The organism is Dysgonomonas mossii, from assembly GCF_004569505.1.
Lineage (GTDB): Bacteria > Bacteroidota > Bacteroidia > Bacteroidales > Dysgonomonadaceae > Dysgonomonas.
This window is the reverse complement of the sequence record NZ_SPPK01000003.1, coordinates 323,492-338,052: the sequence shown is the minus strand read 5'-3', so window position 1 is coordinate 338,052 and position 14,561 is coordinate 323,492. Positions and strand designations below refer to the sequence as shown.

At 38.7% G+C, this 14,561-nt stretch carries 13 protein-coding genes; 6 read left to right on the top strand and 7 right to left on the bottom strand.

Annotated features, from left to right (window positions below):
• Positions 1–161: 161 nt before the first annotated feature.
• Together E4T88_RS11480 and E4T88_RS11475 are read left to right on the top strand one after the other, a co-directional pair.
• Entirely contained in the window at positions 162–1,481 is a 1,320-nt protein-coding gene (locus E4T88_RS11480; protein WP_135105573.1) for a TldD/PmbA family protein, read from the top strand.
• Between the two features lie 2 nt (positions 1,482–1,483).
• Positions 1,484–2,938 carry a glycoside hydrolase family 10-like protein gene (locus E4T88_RS11475; protein ID WP_135105572.1) on the top strand — a complete coding sequence of 485 codons (1,455 nt, stop codon included), beginning with the start codon at positions 1,484–1,486 and terminating at the stop codon, positions 2,936–2,938.
• Positions 2,939–3,061: 123 nt separating this feature from the next.
• On the opposite strand, the gene folK is transcribed toward E4T88_RS11475, so the two are convergent.
• Genes folK through E4T88_RS11445 form a run of 6 tightly spaced genes read right to left on the bottom strand, consistent with a single transcriptional unit; the run spans position 3,062 to position 7,380 of the window.
• On the bottom strand, positions 3,062–3,565 hold the full coding sequence (gene folK / locus E4T88_RS11470; RefSeq protein ID WP_135105570.1) for a 2-amino-4-hydroxy-6-hydroxymethyldihydropteridine diphosphokinase: 504 nt from the start codon (positions 3,563–3,565) through the stop codon (positions 3,062–3,064).
• On the bottom strand, positions 3,565–4,614 hold the full coding sequence (queA, locus tag E4T88_RS11465) for a tRNA preQ1(34) S-adenosylmethionine ribosyltransferase-isomerase QueA (protein ID WP_135105569.1): 1,050 nt from the start codon (positions 4,612–4,614) through the stop codon (positions 3,565–3,567). The genes folK and queA overlap by 1 nt, the downstream gene beginning before the upstream one ends.
• 19 nt (positions 4,615–4,633) lie before the next feature.
• Entirely contained in the window at positions 4,634–5,329 is a 696-nt protein-coding gene (gene truB, locus E4T88_RS11460) for a tRNA pseudouridine(55) synthase TruB (RefSeq protein ID WP_135105567.1), read from the bottom strand.
• Positions 5,329–6,198, bottom strand: coding sequence for an undecaprenyl-diphosphate phosphatase (locus E4T88_RS11455; protein WP_135105566.1), 870 nt, complete (start codon positions 6,196–6,198; stop codon positions 5,329–5,331). Before E4T88_RS11455 ends, truB begins: the two co-directional genes overlap by 1 nt.
• A 25-nt stretch (positions 6,199–6,223) precedes the next feature.
• On the bottom strand, positions 6,224–6,481 hold the full coding sequence (locus tag E4T88_RS11450; RefSeq protein ID WP_135105564.1) for a DUF3098 domain-containing protein: 258 nt from the start codon (positions 6,479–6,481) through the stop codon (positions 6,224–6,226).
• A 5-nt stretch (positions 6,482–6,486) separates the two neighbouring features.
• Entirely contained in the window at positions 6,487–7,380 is an 894-nt protein-coding gene (locus E4T88_RS11445; protein WP_135105563.1) for a cell division protein FtsX, read from the bottom strand.
• A gap of 427 nt (positions 7,381–7,807) precedes the next feature.
• Here E4T88_RS11445 and E4T88_RS11440 point away from each other — a divergent pair, with 427 nt between their 5' ends.
• Together E4T88_RS11440 and E4T88_RS11435 are read left to right on the top strand one after the other, a co-directional pair.
• The gene (locus E4T88_RS11440; protein ID WP_135105561.1) at positions 7,808–8,884 is read left to right on the top strand and encodes an aldose epimerase family protein; all 1,077 of its coding nucleotides are present in this window, start codon (positions 7,808–7,810) and stop codon (positions 8,882–8,884) included.
• A gap of 133 nt (positions 8,885–9,017) precedes the next feature.
• Positions 9,018–9,404, top strand: a complete 387-nt coding sequence (locus E4T88_RS11435) for a VOC family protein (protein WP_135105560.1) — start codon at positions 9,018–9,020, stop codon at positions 9,402–9,404.
• A gap of 9 nt (positions 9,405–9,413) precedes the next feature.
• On the opposite strand, the gene coaA is transcribed toward E4T88_RS11435, so the two are convergent.
• Positions 9,414–10,355 carry a type I pantothenate kinase gene (gene coaA, locus E4T88_RS11430; RefSeq protein WP_135105559.1) on the bottom strand — a complete coding sequence of 314 codons (942 nt, stop codon included), beginning with the start codon at positions 10,353–10,355 and terminating at the stop codon, positions 9,414–9,416.
• Between the two features lie 286 nt (positions 10,356–10,641).
• On the opposite strand from coaA, the gene prfB reads away from it, so the two are divergent.
• Positions 10,642–11,755 (top strand): peptide chain release factor 2 gene (gene prfB / locus E4T88_RS11425; RefSeq protein WP_135105557.1). Its coding sequence is split into 2 segments (ribosomal slippage): positions 10,642–10,704 and positions 10,706–11,755, totalling 1,113 coding nucleotides; the frame shifts between segments, so codons are not numbered across the junction.
• A gap of 26 nt (positions 11,756–11,781) precedes the next feature.
• Positions 11,782–14,550 (top strand): alpha/beta hydrolase family protein, encoded by a 2,769-nt coding sequence (locus tag E4T88_RS11420; RefSeq protein ID WP_135105556.1) that lies wholly within the window; start codon positions 11,782–11,784, stop codon positions 14,548–14,550.
• The last annotated feature ends 11 nt before the right edge of the window (positions 14,551–14,561 follow it).

Here is a 14,561-nt window from a genome sequence, read left to right as displayed (position 1 = left end):
GAAATTAAATCAGAATCTTTTCCCCAGAAACATTGTCCAGACTTTGAATCACAACAGCTTAGTTAGAGAACGTTAATTCGTACAGCTAGAAAGTTTCTATTCTAACTTTTTCTCTTTTTTACACTAAATCTGTGTATTTTTGCATCCACAACAACAAAGATATGATAAGTAAGCAACACAAAGATATTGCCCAATGGTCTATGGAACTGGCTCTGGCTAATGGATGCCAAGGAACTCGGGTTTCAGTAATCACGGCAAACAACAACTCTTTCGAATACAGAAACACTCAATTAGATAAACTTCACCAAAGCAGTGAAAACAAACTCTATATAGAATTATTTATAGATGGCAGATACGGCTCATTTTCCACCAATCGAATAGAAAAAGCAGGATTAGAGTCTTTTATAAAAGAAGGTATCACGTCTACTAAATATTTATCGGAAGATCCTTTTCGCCAACTGCCTGACACGCAAAGATATTTCAGAGGAGACGAAACCGAGTTAGACCTCTGTGACGAAAGTTTTGAATCCATTCCAACAAATGAGAAGTTAAATCTTATAAAGCAGTCTGTAGACGAAATACATGGCAGCGACAGCCGTATAATCTCTGTCACCTCGGCATACGATGATGGCGTAGGAGCAGAATATATGATTGCCAGCAATGGATTTGAAGCCGAATGTCTAGACTCTGCGTTTAACCTGATGGTAGAAGTATCACTGAAAACGGATGGTGACGCTCGTGCCGAATCCTTCTGGTACGACAGTGCTGTATATTGGGAAGATCTGAAAAAAAGTGGGATAGCAAAAATTGCATTCAACAGAGCATTACGCAAGATCGGACAACAGAAGATAAAATCGGGCAAGTATGACATGCTGTTAGACAATACCACTTCGTCGCGCATATTATCTCCGCTTATCAGTGCAATGTACGGAACAGCACTTCAACAGAAAAATTCTTTCCTATTAAACCAAATGGGAGAAAAGATAACGGCTGGCATCTTTACCCTTTACGATACACCACATCTAAAACGTTCCTTTGGAGCGCGATGGTTTGATGGCGAAGGCGTAGAGACAAAGGATAGAACGATTATAGAGAAAGGTATTCTGCAAAATTATTTCATAGACACATACAATTCTCTGAAAATGGGAGTAGTCCCTACCATATCTTCCCCTTCTATTCTTCAAATGTCTTTGGGAGAAAGAAACTTTGATGCCATTTTAGCATCTGTACAGAAAGGGATATGGGTCACCAACTTCAACGGCGGTAACAGCAATCCTACTACCGGAGATTTTTCGTTTGGCATAGAGGGCTTCTTGATCGAAAACGGAAAAACTTCAACTCCATTGGGAGAAATGAACATAACCGGAAATATGCTGTCTCTTTGGGATAGTCTTACAGAAGCAGGAAACGATCCCCGTGAGACTTCCTCTTGGCGCATTCCATCGCTTTTATTCAACAATGTAAACTTTAGCGGATTATAAATATGAAACCGTTCCATATCCTAGTTCTATTATTATTACTTCCTATATATATATTTTCTCAAGCTCCTGCTACCGAAATACGTGCCGTTTGGCTAACAACAAACTGGGGTCTCGACTGGCCTGCCCAGCATACCAGCGTCAAGGCTCAGAAAGACCAATTAAAAAAGATTCTGGATAAATTACAGGAAGCAAATTTCAACACAGTCCTCTTTCAGGCAAGGGCACAAGGATATGTTTTTTATCGCTCCAAGATAGAACCTCTCAGCTCATATTTCAATCATGAAGACAATTTCGACCCGTTGGCCTTCGCTGTAGAAGAATGCCACAAAAGAGGGATGGAATGTCATGCATGGGTTATAGCCTATCCTATGGATAAAGCCACAGTGCGATATACAGGCAAAGGCAGGCGAAGAAAAGCCACAGTAGTACAAAACAAACCTGCATATTACAAGGCTATAGGAGAAAGATGGTATCTCGACCCCGGAATGCCCGAAACACGCAACTTGATAGTGTCTATAGTGAAGGAAATCGTTCAGAATTATGATGTAGATGGTATTCATTTCGATTATATACGCTATCCAAGCAACTCCCGCAAATTTCCCGATGACGATACCTACCGAAAATATGGAAACGGGATGAATCTATACGATTGGCGTAGGGAAAATATCAACAAGCTGATCAGTGAAGCATACGATACGGTAAAGGCTCTAAAAAAATGGGTACAAGTGAGTAGCTCTCCTTTAGGAAGATACAAAGTTCTACCGGAGGTTTCACCCAATGATGGCTGGACAGCTTATGAAACAGTATTTCAGGATGCAGGACATTGGCTGAAAAATGGAAAACACGACCTACTTTTCCCAATGATGTATTACCGTGATCATTATTTCTATCCGTTCCTTAACGACTGGATTGCAAATAGTAACGGAAGGCTTATTGCTCCGGGATTGGGTGTTTATCAGATGGATGAATTAAAGTGGCCGCTACAAGATATTACGAACCAGATGCAATACATTCGGGATAAAAAGATTCCGGGAGCAGCATATTTCAGAACAGCGAATGTTCTCAGCAATCTGAAAGGGGTTTTAGACTCTATACACACCTACTACCCTACTCCGGCGAAGCTACCGCCATTGACATGGCTAAACAATATTGCGCCGAATTCCCCAACTGATTTGCAAGTCTTTAAAGACAAAGACAACAAGCTAAACATTAAATGGAATCCGCCAACAGCAGATGGAGATTACACATATACCGTGTATGTATCAGATAAAGAACCCGTAGACACCAACAATGCAGGCAATATATTATCAACAGGTCTACGAACAAATAGCTATGCTTTTACAATCAAAGAGGGCGATTTTGGGTATTATTATACCGTAACAGCTTCAGACAGATACCATAATGAGAGTACGGTTACCTTTCCTGCATTTTTCTCTCATTCAGCAAATGAGCAATAGGCAGACATCAGGTGAGTTTTGATTTCAGTCATAATTTATAAGAAAATCATAAAAAAAGAAAATCAGCAGTTTTATCGTAAACTGCTGATTTATATATTTTCAATACAATAATACTATCCCTTATTACGCTATGGAAATCGGTGGCACTATGGCATCCTTTAATTGATTGATTGTCTTATGAAGAATCGGATGCATGTATTCTCCTGCAATCTCAGCTAAAGGAAATAAAACAAAAGACCTTTCGTGAATATGAGGGTGCGGTAATTTCAAATCTGCAGAATCCAGAATTACATCTTCGTATAACAAGACATCAATATCTATAATCCGATCGGTGTATCTTTCACCCTGAGACTTAACATCCCTCCCCATCTCTTTTTCGATCCATTGAGTAGCCTGCAATACTTCAATAGGAGTAAGTTTAGTCTCCACTCTACATGCAGCATTCAAGAACTGATTAGCAGACTCAAAGCCGACAGGCTCGGTAATATAAAAAGCGGAAGTGGCGATCACATCGCCAATCCGCTCTTCTATATAATCTATTGCATTATCCAGGTTTTCTCCTCGGTCTCCCAAGTTGGAGCCAAGTCCGAGATAAACATTATGCTTTTTTTCTTTTTCGAGTATCATCAAATGATAAGCATTGCGTCTCCGTAAGTTCCGAATTTATATTTCTCCTTTACAGCGATTTCATATATATCCATTATACGGTCATACCCGCCAAATGCAGCAGTCATCATCAATAATGTAGACTGAGGCAAATGAAAATTAGTAACCATAGAGTCGGCTATACCAAAATCATACGGAGGAAAAATAAACTTATTTGTCCACCCTTCATTTGTTTTCAGGTAACCATCTGTACTCACTATTGTTTCTACAGCTCTCATCACCGAAGTCCCAACGGCACATACTCTACGACCTTCATCTTTTGCTTTGTTGACGATATCTGTCGCTTCCTGAGTAATAAGCAATTGCTCCGAGTCCATTTTATGCTTTGTAAGATCTTCTACGTCAATATCTCTATAATTACCCAAGCCCGAGTGCAAAGTTATATATGCAAAATGAACACCTTTAATTTCTAAGCGTTTCATTAACTCACGGCTAAAGTGAAGTCCGGCAGCAGGAGCTACGACAGCACCTTCGTTTTTAGCGAATATAGTCTGATAGCGATCCTTATCTTCGGGTTCTTCACCTCTGTTCAGGTATTTAGGGATTGGAGTTTCACCAAGAGCATAAAGTGCTTTTCTGAACTCTTCGGATGGACCATCATACAAAAAACGAAGCGTACGTCCACGCGAAGTTGTATTATCTATAACTTCGGCAACCATTGAATCATCGTCACCAAAATACAATTTATTTCCTATACGTATTTTACGAGCAGGATCAACAAGTACATCCCACAAATGGAATTCCTCGTTTAACTCACGCAGCAAGAATACCTCTATTGTAGCTCCGGTCTTTTCCTTATTTCCATATAAACGCGCAGGAAAGACTTTCGTATCGTTGAAAACAAAAACATCTTTATCGTCGAAATAGTCAATAATATCCTTAAAACTTTTGTGTTCAATACCCCCGGTTTTACGGTTGACAACCAACAAGCGTGACTCATCCCTGTTCTTTGACGGATGAGTGGCGATCAATTCCTCTGGAAGATCAAATCTGAATTGAGAAAGTTTCATGTTTCTTTATCTAAATTTATTATTTATCAATAATTAGTGCGTCCACAAATTCTTCTATCTGGCTTCCCTCAATACACTGATCAAGAGTAACCTCTCCTATTCGTGTTCGCTCCAGTGCGGTAAGATGTGCACCTGAGCCTAACGCAACTCCAATATCTCGAGCCAAAGCTCTGATGTATGTACCCTTACTACATACCACTCTAACTCTTATTTCGGGAAAGGAATAGTCGAGAAGCTCGATTTCGTCTATAACCAACAACTTTGGTTTCAACTCTACGTCCTGTCCTTCTCTCGCAAACTCGTATGCCCTTTTTCCATCCACCTTACAGGCAGAATATGTTGGCGGCACTTGCTCTATTTCTCCAATAAAATCTTTAAGTTTAACCTCTACCAGCTCCTGCGTTATATGTTCTACGGGGAAGACTCCATCTACTGCTGTTTCCAAATCAAATGAAGGAGTTGTTTCTCCAATCTTTACCGTTGCAATATATTCTTTAGTCTGATATTGAAACGATTCTATCAACTTTGTCTTTTTCCCTGTACAAACAATCATAACACCCGTAGCCAATGGGTCTAGAGTGCCGGCATGACCGACTTTTAATTTCTTAATACCCAGCTTGCGGCATAATTTGTTTCTCAATTTGCGCACAAGGGTGAATGATGTCCAATTTAGTGGCTTATTTATATATAAGACTTCTCCTGATATAAAATCCATTATACTGTTAATTCGTGTCCTGCCAGCATAAGGATAAGAATAATTCCTCCAACTACAATTCTATACCAGCCAAAAAGTTTAAATCCATACTTGGTTACAAATCCTATAAAGAATTTAATAGCCAACAGCGCTACGATAAACGCTACTACATTTCCTATTATAAGCACAGTCATATTATCTAGTAATATGCTGAAATCAAAATCAAATGCTCCTCCATTCGGTGCTTTTATCAGCTTATACACTTTCCATCCGGTAGCAGCAGCCATTGTAGGCACTGCAAGGAAGAAGGAAAATTCTGCTGCATTTTTTCTACTCAAACCCTGGCTCATCCCCCCTACGATGGTAGCCATAGAACGAGACACTCCGGGAATCATAGCTATACACTGAAAAAAACCAATTATAAACGCATTCTTATATGTTATTTCTTGAGAGTCTTCTTTCGGCTTATTAAACCATTTATCTACAAACAGCATCAGAATACCGCCAAGCACCAACATGATAGCTACAACTGTTACACTTTCGAGCAATTCATCTATTTTATCACTAAAGATCAATCCTAAAAAAGCAGCCGGAACAAAACCGATCAGCAACTTCCAATAGAACTCTAATTTATAAAACAAATAGCTGAATATATTTTTAAAATCCGCTCTTAGTTTATCATTTCTAAAGCGAAAAAAGCGGTTCCAGTATAAAACAATCACAGACAAAATCGCACCAAATTGTATAATAACAGTGAAAGCCTTTACAAATTCGCTACTTTCGATTCCTAAAAGACTTTGAGCAATAATCATATGCCCGGTTGACGATACTGGAAGAAACTCGGTAAGCCCTTCTACAATAGCAATTATAATTGCCTCAAAAATACTCATCGTTATTTATAAGTTTTGTAATTAATCAGTTGTGCTCATTGTTCTCTTCAGTTAAACTCTTACGACGAGGATACAGTATTCCGACAATCATCAGCAAGAAGCCTGCAAGACACACCATTGGAGCCACAACGATTCTCTTGGCACTAAAGATGTCCGGTTCAAATCCGCCTTCGATGCTGGAAGATGGCCCTGTCATCAGGATAAACCCAACTATAATAATTACAACCGACACAGCACAAATGATGTAATTTAGCTTGCCAAAAGCAAAATCTTTCTTATCCATATGTTTTAAACGTGATAAAGTTTATTTGTAGTCATTCTTAAATACCTATTCACCGAAAATGCTGTGGCAAAAGCCGCTATAAGTATGCCAAAGATAAGGACAAGCCCATATACAATCAACAATTCGTACATTTTCACAATAGACAGCATATCAGGAATTATGCTTGTAATATAATATATTACTCCCGTAATAGCTAAATTCGCCAAGATAGCAGCAACAACACCACTAATTACCATACGCCACATAAAAGGCCATCTGATAAAAGAGTTTGTTGCACCCACCAATCGCATTGTATTTATCAAAAATCTCTTTGAATATATATTCAGCTGAATAATACTTCGTATCAGTGTAAAGGATATGAGCACAAGTATCACAGCCAGTATAGCCAATATAGTTCCAATTAAAGAGAGTTTAGAGTTTGCATTTATAATATCGCTTTCATTATAAACGATATTATTTACTATCTGAGCTCCTTTCAGATTTTGAACCTTAAGACTTGCTTCTACTTTTTTTATACTGTCTGGATTTACATAGTCAGACTTGATAAACACATCGAAATAGGCATGAGCAGGATTATATCCTAACACCTCTTCCGGATCACGACCAAGATCTTCTACCAGTTGTTTTTTCGCCTCATCTTTGCTGATATACACGACAGACTTAACATACGGATTTGCATTCAAGTTTTTCTGTATCTTCGCGACAGAAGCATCATCTACATTTCCGGCAAGCTCTATCGAGATGCCCATATTCTCTTTCAGATACGAACCTATGCCTTTAGCGGTAAATCCTACCAAAAAGGTCAAACCCAAAAGAAAAAGAACAAGAGTTATACTAATCGTAGTAATGACCCCTGTAGTAAATAGTGATATCGTTTTATACTGATGCTTATCAGACATATTGTACAAAGACAAATAAGTAGTATTTAGTGAATGAGTACAAAACACCCAAATTCGCTGCAAAGAAACAAAATAAATACATCTTATAGTAGTATTTTTATCTTTTTTAATAAATACTTCTTTGCAATTAAAGAATAAACACTATTAAAACTCCATTTGTTTTGGTTTATTGCTTAATTTAAGACTTTGAAACACTTCCATCAGACTAAGACTATTCTCAACTCTCATAGTCGTTATCTATAACATAATAAAATCACAAGATTCGCCCTGCCAATGACTATACAGGTTCGACATGTAGGTATAGCAATTTTATTTTTTAGATATGGTTAGATTCACATTCAGGGGAAGAAAAATATTTTTTGTTAAAAATAGCCTTATATTTGTGTTTATCATTTATAAAAAAGCTCGTATAACTTAAAAAAATATCATGCAAACAGAATTAACCAAATCAAAATTAAGTCCAACAAACTTCGCCGGGAAAGTAGATGGTAAAGATGTAGAAATGTACGTATTATCCAACAAGAATGGATTGGAAGCAACCGTCATTAATTACGGAGCAAAAATAGTTTCCTTATCCGTACCTGATAAAAACGGACAACTCATCGATGTCGTTCTCGGACATAATAATCTAAACGAATATCTCAATTCTGAAGAGCCATATTTTGGGGCTGTATGCGGACGAACAGGAAACCGCATTGCCAAAGGAAAATTTACGCTCGATGGCATTACATACGAATTGGCAATAAACAATGGGCCGAATAACCTACATGGTGGGCTTAAAGGTTTTAATGCTGTGGTATGGGATGCAAAACAAATGGATCATCAAACTCTGGAGCTGACATATCTATCCAAAGACGGAGAAGAGGGTTTTCCTGGTAATCTGAATGTGAAAATGATCTATAAATTGACAGATGACAATTCGTTTGATATAGACTACGAGGCCACAACAGACAAGGCAACAATTTTGAATCTTACAAATCATTCATATTTCAATCTTTCGGGCGAAGGAGACCCTACTATAAACGATCACATTCTGGTCATGCATGCCTCTAGCTATCTCCCAACGGACGATACTGCTATCCCTTACGGAAAAGCTGAACCTGTAAAAGGAACTCCGTTCGACTTCACTACTCCTCATACTATCGGAGAACGAATTGAGGACGACTTCGAACAGTTACATTTCGGGAAAGGCTACGACCATACAATGGTATTAGATAAAAAAGAGGGTGAATTGGCCTTAGCAGTAGAATGTTTTTCTCCGAAATCAGGAATTCAAATGAATATTTCGACTACCGAACCGGGTGTTCAGATATATACAGGTAACTGGATGACAGGAAATTTTGAAGGAAAACACGGACACCGCTATCCGATGCGTGCAGCGGTATGCTTCGAAACTCAACATTTTCCGGATAGTATCAACAAACCGGAGTATCCGAGTGTAATACTCAGACCCGGAGAAACGTTCAAGAGCAAAACTGTACATCGATTTACAATAAAGAAATAAGATAACCTTTGTCATTCAAGATGGAGCGAAGAATACATCAATAAAAGATAGCCTTTTCGCTCCATTCTTATTCAGAAATTAAATAAGATATTATTTGGTGGAACACAAACATATAATTCATTAATTCTGCAACATGAAAACCAAAGCCCCAATCAAAAAAGTAAACATTGTTATCGATTGTGCCGATGCTGGAGTTATGTCCAAGTTTTATAGCAAAATCTTAAACTGGGAGTGCACGCATCCTCATGCAAATGGTTGGGCAGCTATAACATCTCCCTCCGGTATGGTGATAGCTTTTCAGGAAGTAGAAAACTATACTACTCCTGTCTGGCCTTGGCAAGAAGGAAAACAAGGGCAAATGCTACATTTGGACTTTTATGTGGATAATCTGGAAGAAGCTGTACAATTTGCGATAGAATCTGGAGCAAAACTTGCAAGCGAACAATACTACAAAACTTCAAGAACAATGATCGACCCGGCAGGGCATCCCTTTTGTCTCGACACTGATGAACCCGAATAAATCTACTATTTATTTTCTTAACCGTACAAAGTCAACAGAATGACCTTCTCCCTTGTGAAGTATCAGGTTGGCTCTTTCCTTTGTCGGCAAAATGTTTTTCCTCAAATTTTTGCGGTTAATCTCTCGCCAAATCGTTTTCGCCGTTTTCATCGCCTCTTTCTCAGATAGCTCCGAAAAGCTCTTGAAATAAGACCGGGGGTTGGTAAACGCACCCTGTCTGAATTTCATAAAACGAGAAATATACCAATCTTCGAGCAACTGCTCTTCGGCATCTACATAAATAGAGAAGTCGACAAAGTCGGATACAAATATCCTTGGCTTTTCGCTGGGGTAATCCATTCCGCTTTGCAATACATTAAGACCCTCCAGAATCAAGATGTCGGGCTGCTCAACGATATCATATTCGTTAGGGATAATATCGTATACCAAGTGAGAATATCTGGGCACTTCTACCCGATCTTTTCCTGATTTTATATCTGTCACAAATTGAAGAAGACGCTTTATATCGTATGATTGGGGAAATCCTTTTTTCAGCATTATTCCTTTTTCTTCGAGAGTAGCATTCGGATAAAGGAATCCGTCTGTAGTTACCAAAGACACTCTTGTGTTTTCTTTCCATCGGCTAAGCAATGCTTGCAAAACACGAGCAGTAGTACTTTTCCCTACCGACACACTACCTGCAATACCTATTATAAAAGGAATCTTCTGTACTCCTTGATTGAGAAATCGCATCAATACAGACTGACGGCTCACACGTGCATGTACATAATAGCTTAACAGACGCGATAGAGGCAGATAAATATCTTCCACCTCATCTATCGACAATTCGTAGTCAATTCCTTGTAGAGTTAGCAATTCCTCATAGGTGAGAGTCATCGGTTCGGAGTCGCGTAACGCAGCCCACTGTTCGCGAGTGAAAATCATATAAGGGCTAATAGGAAGAGTTGCCATTTGTTTACTTTTGATAACTGATACAAAGGTATGCAAAAGTTGTAAGCCGAATGTTATATGTCGTACATTTTAAGTTTTTCTCTTATAAGCAGAATAGTGTGATACATGAGCATTACATCATGCTTTAGCAGAAAATTGAAGAATATGTGTCGAATATAAAAAACATCCCGCTCACGTGGTAGCATAGAGTTTGTTTTCTAATTATTTATTTATCAAATTGTCACTTACACGTTTTTTTAATACATTTGCACCTCTAAAAACATAGAAACAACTAAATATTAATCTTATGATTACTGCAGACCAACTCAAAGAAGTGTTGGAGCGCGAGGACGCGCTGAGGAGGTATCTTTGACGTCGATGCGAAAAAAATACAACTAGAAGAAGAAGAACTAAGAACTCAAGCTCCGGGATTCTGGGATAATGCAAAAACAGCAGAAGCTCAGATGAAAATTATACGTGGGCTGAAAGGCTGGATAGAAGGCTATAATGAAGTAAAGGCCTCAACAGATGAGCTACAGCTTGCATTCGATTTTCAGAAAGAAGGTATTACTACCGAAGAAGAGGTGGACGAAGCATATAAAAATGCCCTAAGCCTTATAGAGAATCTCGAATTGAAAAACATGCTCCGCCGTGAGGAAGACAAACTAGGAGCTGTATTAAAAATAAACAGTGGTGCAGGAGGTACCGAAGGACAAGATTGGGCTTCGATGCTATTCCGCATGTATCAACGTTGGTGCGAAGACAAGAAGTATAAAACGACTATAACCAACTGGCAAGACGGCGATGAGGCCGGTATAAAAACAGCAACCTTGCAGGTAGAAGGCGAATATGCATACGGATACCTCAAGTCCGAAAATGGAGTTCACCGTTTGGTACGAGTATCGCCATTCAATGCACAAGGAAAACGCATGACTTCGTTCGCATCTGTCTTTGTGGTTCCTTTGGTCGATGATACTATAGATATTGACATCAATCTGTCTGACATTACATGGGACACATTCCGTTCGAGTGGAGCAGGAGGACAGAACGTAAATAAAGTGGAGACAGGTGTGCGTCTACACTATAAATACAAAGATCCTGAAACCGGCGAAGAAAAAGAAATCGTCATCGAAAACACAGAAAGCCGCTCTCAGTTTGGAAATAAAGACAATGCGATACGCTTACTGAAATCTCAATTGTATGAATTAGAATTGGAAAGACGTAGCCGCGAACAGTCGAAAGTAGAGGCCGGAAAGAAAAAAATAGAATGGGGTTCTCAAATACGAAGCTATGTTTTTGATGACCGCCGAGTAAAAGATCACCGGACAAATTACCAGACATCAAATGTAAATGCCGTGATGGATGGGGATCTGGATGATTTTATCAAAGAATATTTAATGGAATTCGGCGAAGAAGCCTGATTCTGTTCATTATAAATCTTATAGTTATGACAAGAAAGACATATTTAACATGTGTCTTTCTCTGTATTGCTGTACTATCAGCATTGCAGGGAAATGCACAAAAGAAAGTATTAGATCATACGGTCTACGATTCGTGGAAAAGTATATCGAATATTAGTATTACAAATGACGGTATTTATACGGCGACCGTAGTCAAAGAACAAGAAGGAGATGATTATCTTCTGATTAGTAATCTCAAGACAAAGCAGGAATTGAAAATTCCACGTGCATATACCTACTCAATATCGCCGGATCAGAAACACATAATAGCGCAGATCAAAGCTCCTTATGCAGTAACACGCCAAGCCAAAATAAAGAAAACGGCCGATGAAAAGATGCCAAAAGACTCTTTAGCCCTAATTTCGCTGGACAAACTTATAGTTTCTAAAATTCCGAATGTAAAGAGCTTCAAAATAGGAAAAGATTTTTCTGATTACATTGCTTATACAATAGACGACACATTAAAATCTAAAGATAAAAAAGAGCCTAAAGCTCTCTCGCTTGTACTCCGCAATCTTTATACATCGAAAGAAGATACCATAAAAAATACGACAGAATATATTTTTAGCCGCAATGGTAAAAGCTTTGCGACAATATTGAAGCCTTCAGCAAAAGATACGGTTAATAAACCGGGTGTCCTTTTTGTCGACCTGAATAATCTACGCAAGGATACGGTTTCTATAAATAAAATAATCTATAAGAATCTTACCTTATCCGAATCGGGAAACAAGCTTGCTTATTTAGCAACATCAGATAGCCTGAAAAAGGAAATTAAAGATTATAGACTTTTCTACTTTGATCCGACTTTAGACTCTGCAAAAATAGTTGCAGATAAGAACACCGCAGGAGTCCCTGAAAAATGGACTGTAAGTGATAATTATACTCCACTGTTCAGTAAGAATGAAAAAAGATTGTTGTTAGGAATAGCTCCTATCGTCTTACCAAAAGACACGACTATTCCCGATTTCGAAAAAGCAAAACTTGACATCTGGCACTGGCAAGAACCGCTTATCCAACCTCAGCAGCTTGTACAGTTGGAAAAGAAACAGAAGCAAACATTCCTGTCTTACATTGATTTGGAATCAAACACATTCTATCAATTAGCAACAGAGGAGATACCCGATGTTAGTATTTCTGACGAAAATAACGGGCAATATGCTATCGGAACTTCAGACCTGAAATATCAACTAAAGACTCAATGGGACTATCGAGCAAATCAGGAGAATGACATCTGGCTTTTCGACTTAAACAATCATACAAAAAAGCAGATCAAGACAGGATTACAAGCCAGGCTTATGCTTTCACCTCTAGGCAATTTTCTGGCTTGGTATGATATAAATACCCTTCAGTACTATGCCTATTCGATAAGAGATGGGAAGGAAGTCTGTTTGACAAATCAATTGAATGTGAATTTCTGGGATGAGAAAAACGACATCCCTACAGCTCCTTCTCCATACGGATATGCAGCATGGATGGAGAATGACGCCGCTTTACTTGTTTACGACATGTATGATATCTGGAAATTAGACCCGACAGGAATAAAAACTCCTGAGAATATTACGAAAGGTTTAGGCAGAGAAAGAAAAGTTACATTGCGATATATCAAAACCGATCCCGAAAGCAGGTTTATAAAACCAAACGAAAAACTACTTCTCTCGGCATTTGATAATACAACAAAAGAAAATGGCTTTTATGAATTGGCTAAAAACAATATTAAGCCTCTAACTATTGCAAAATACTCTTATAGCACACCTGTAAAGGCAAAAGATAAAGAAGTATTTGCTTATACGAAAAGTAACTTTAACACCTCACCCGATTTATATTTTACAAGCAATTTATGGAAAACTGAAAGTAAGCTTTCCGATATAAATCCGCAAATGAGAGAATACAACTGGGGAACTGCCGAATTGATATCATGGACTACATTTGATGGGAAACCAACACAGGGAATAGTATACAAGCCTGAGGATTTCGACCCGAACAAGAAATATCCGGTGATGATTTACTTCTACGAAAAGCATTCGGACGAACTGTATCAGTACTTCCCTCCTGCTCCAAGTCGCTCTATTATCAATATACCGTTTTACTGTAGCAGAGGTTATATTGTTTTCACGCCGGACATACAATACACTACAGGACACCCCGGTGAAAGTGCTTACAATTCGATTGTATCAGGAGCTGAGGAGTTAACAAAAAACACATGGGTAGACAAAGCCAATATGGCTATACAAGGGCAAAGTTGGGGAGGATATCAAACAGCTTATCTTATCACACGCACAAATATGTTTAAAGCTGCGGGTGCAGGGGCTCCCGTATCCAATATGTTTAGTGCATACGGAGGGATACGCTGGGGCAGTGGAATGAGCAGACAGTTTCAGTATGAACAAACACAGTCTCGAATAGGTGCTACGATGTGGGAAGCTCCCGAACTTTATAAAGAAAACTCGCCGATATTCTTTGCGGATAAGGTTCAGACACCACTCCTGATTATGCACAACGATAATGATGATGCTGTGCCTTGGTATCAGGGAATAGAGTATTTTATGGCTTTACGCCGTTTGGGGAAACCTGTATGGATGCTACAGTACAACAACGAAGCCCACAATTTGAAAGAACGCAAAAATTCGAAGGATTTAAGTATACGCCTACAACAGTTCTTTGATCATTATCTCAAAGGAGACCCAATGCCTGTATGGATGAAAACGGGTGTTCCGGCTACAGAGAAAGGAAGGACGTATGGATTTGATTTAGAATAAGAGATACTAAT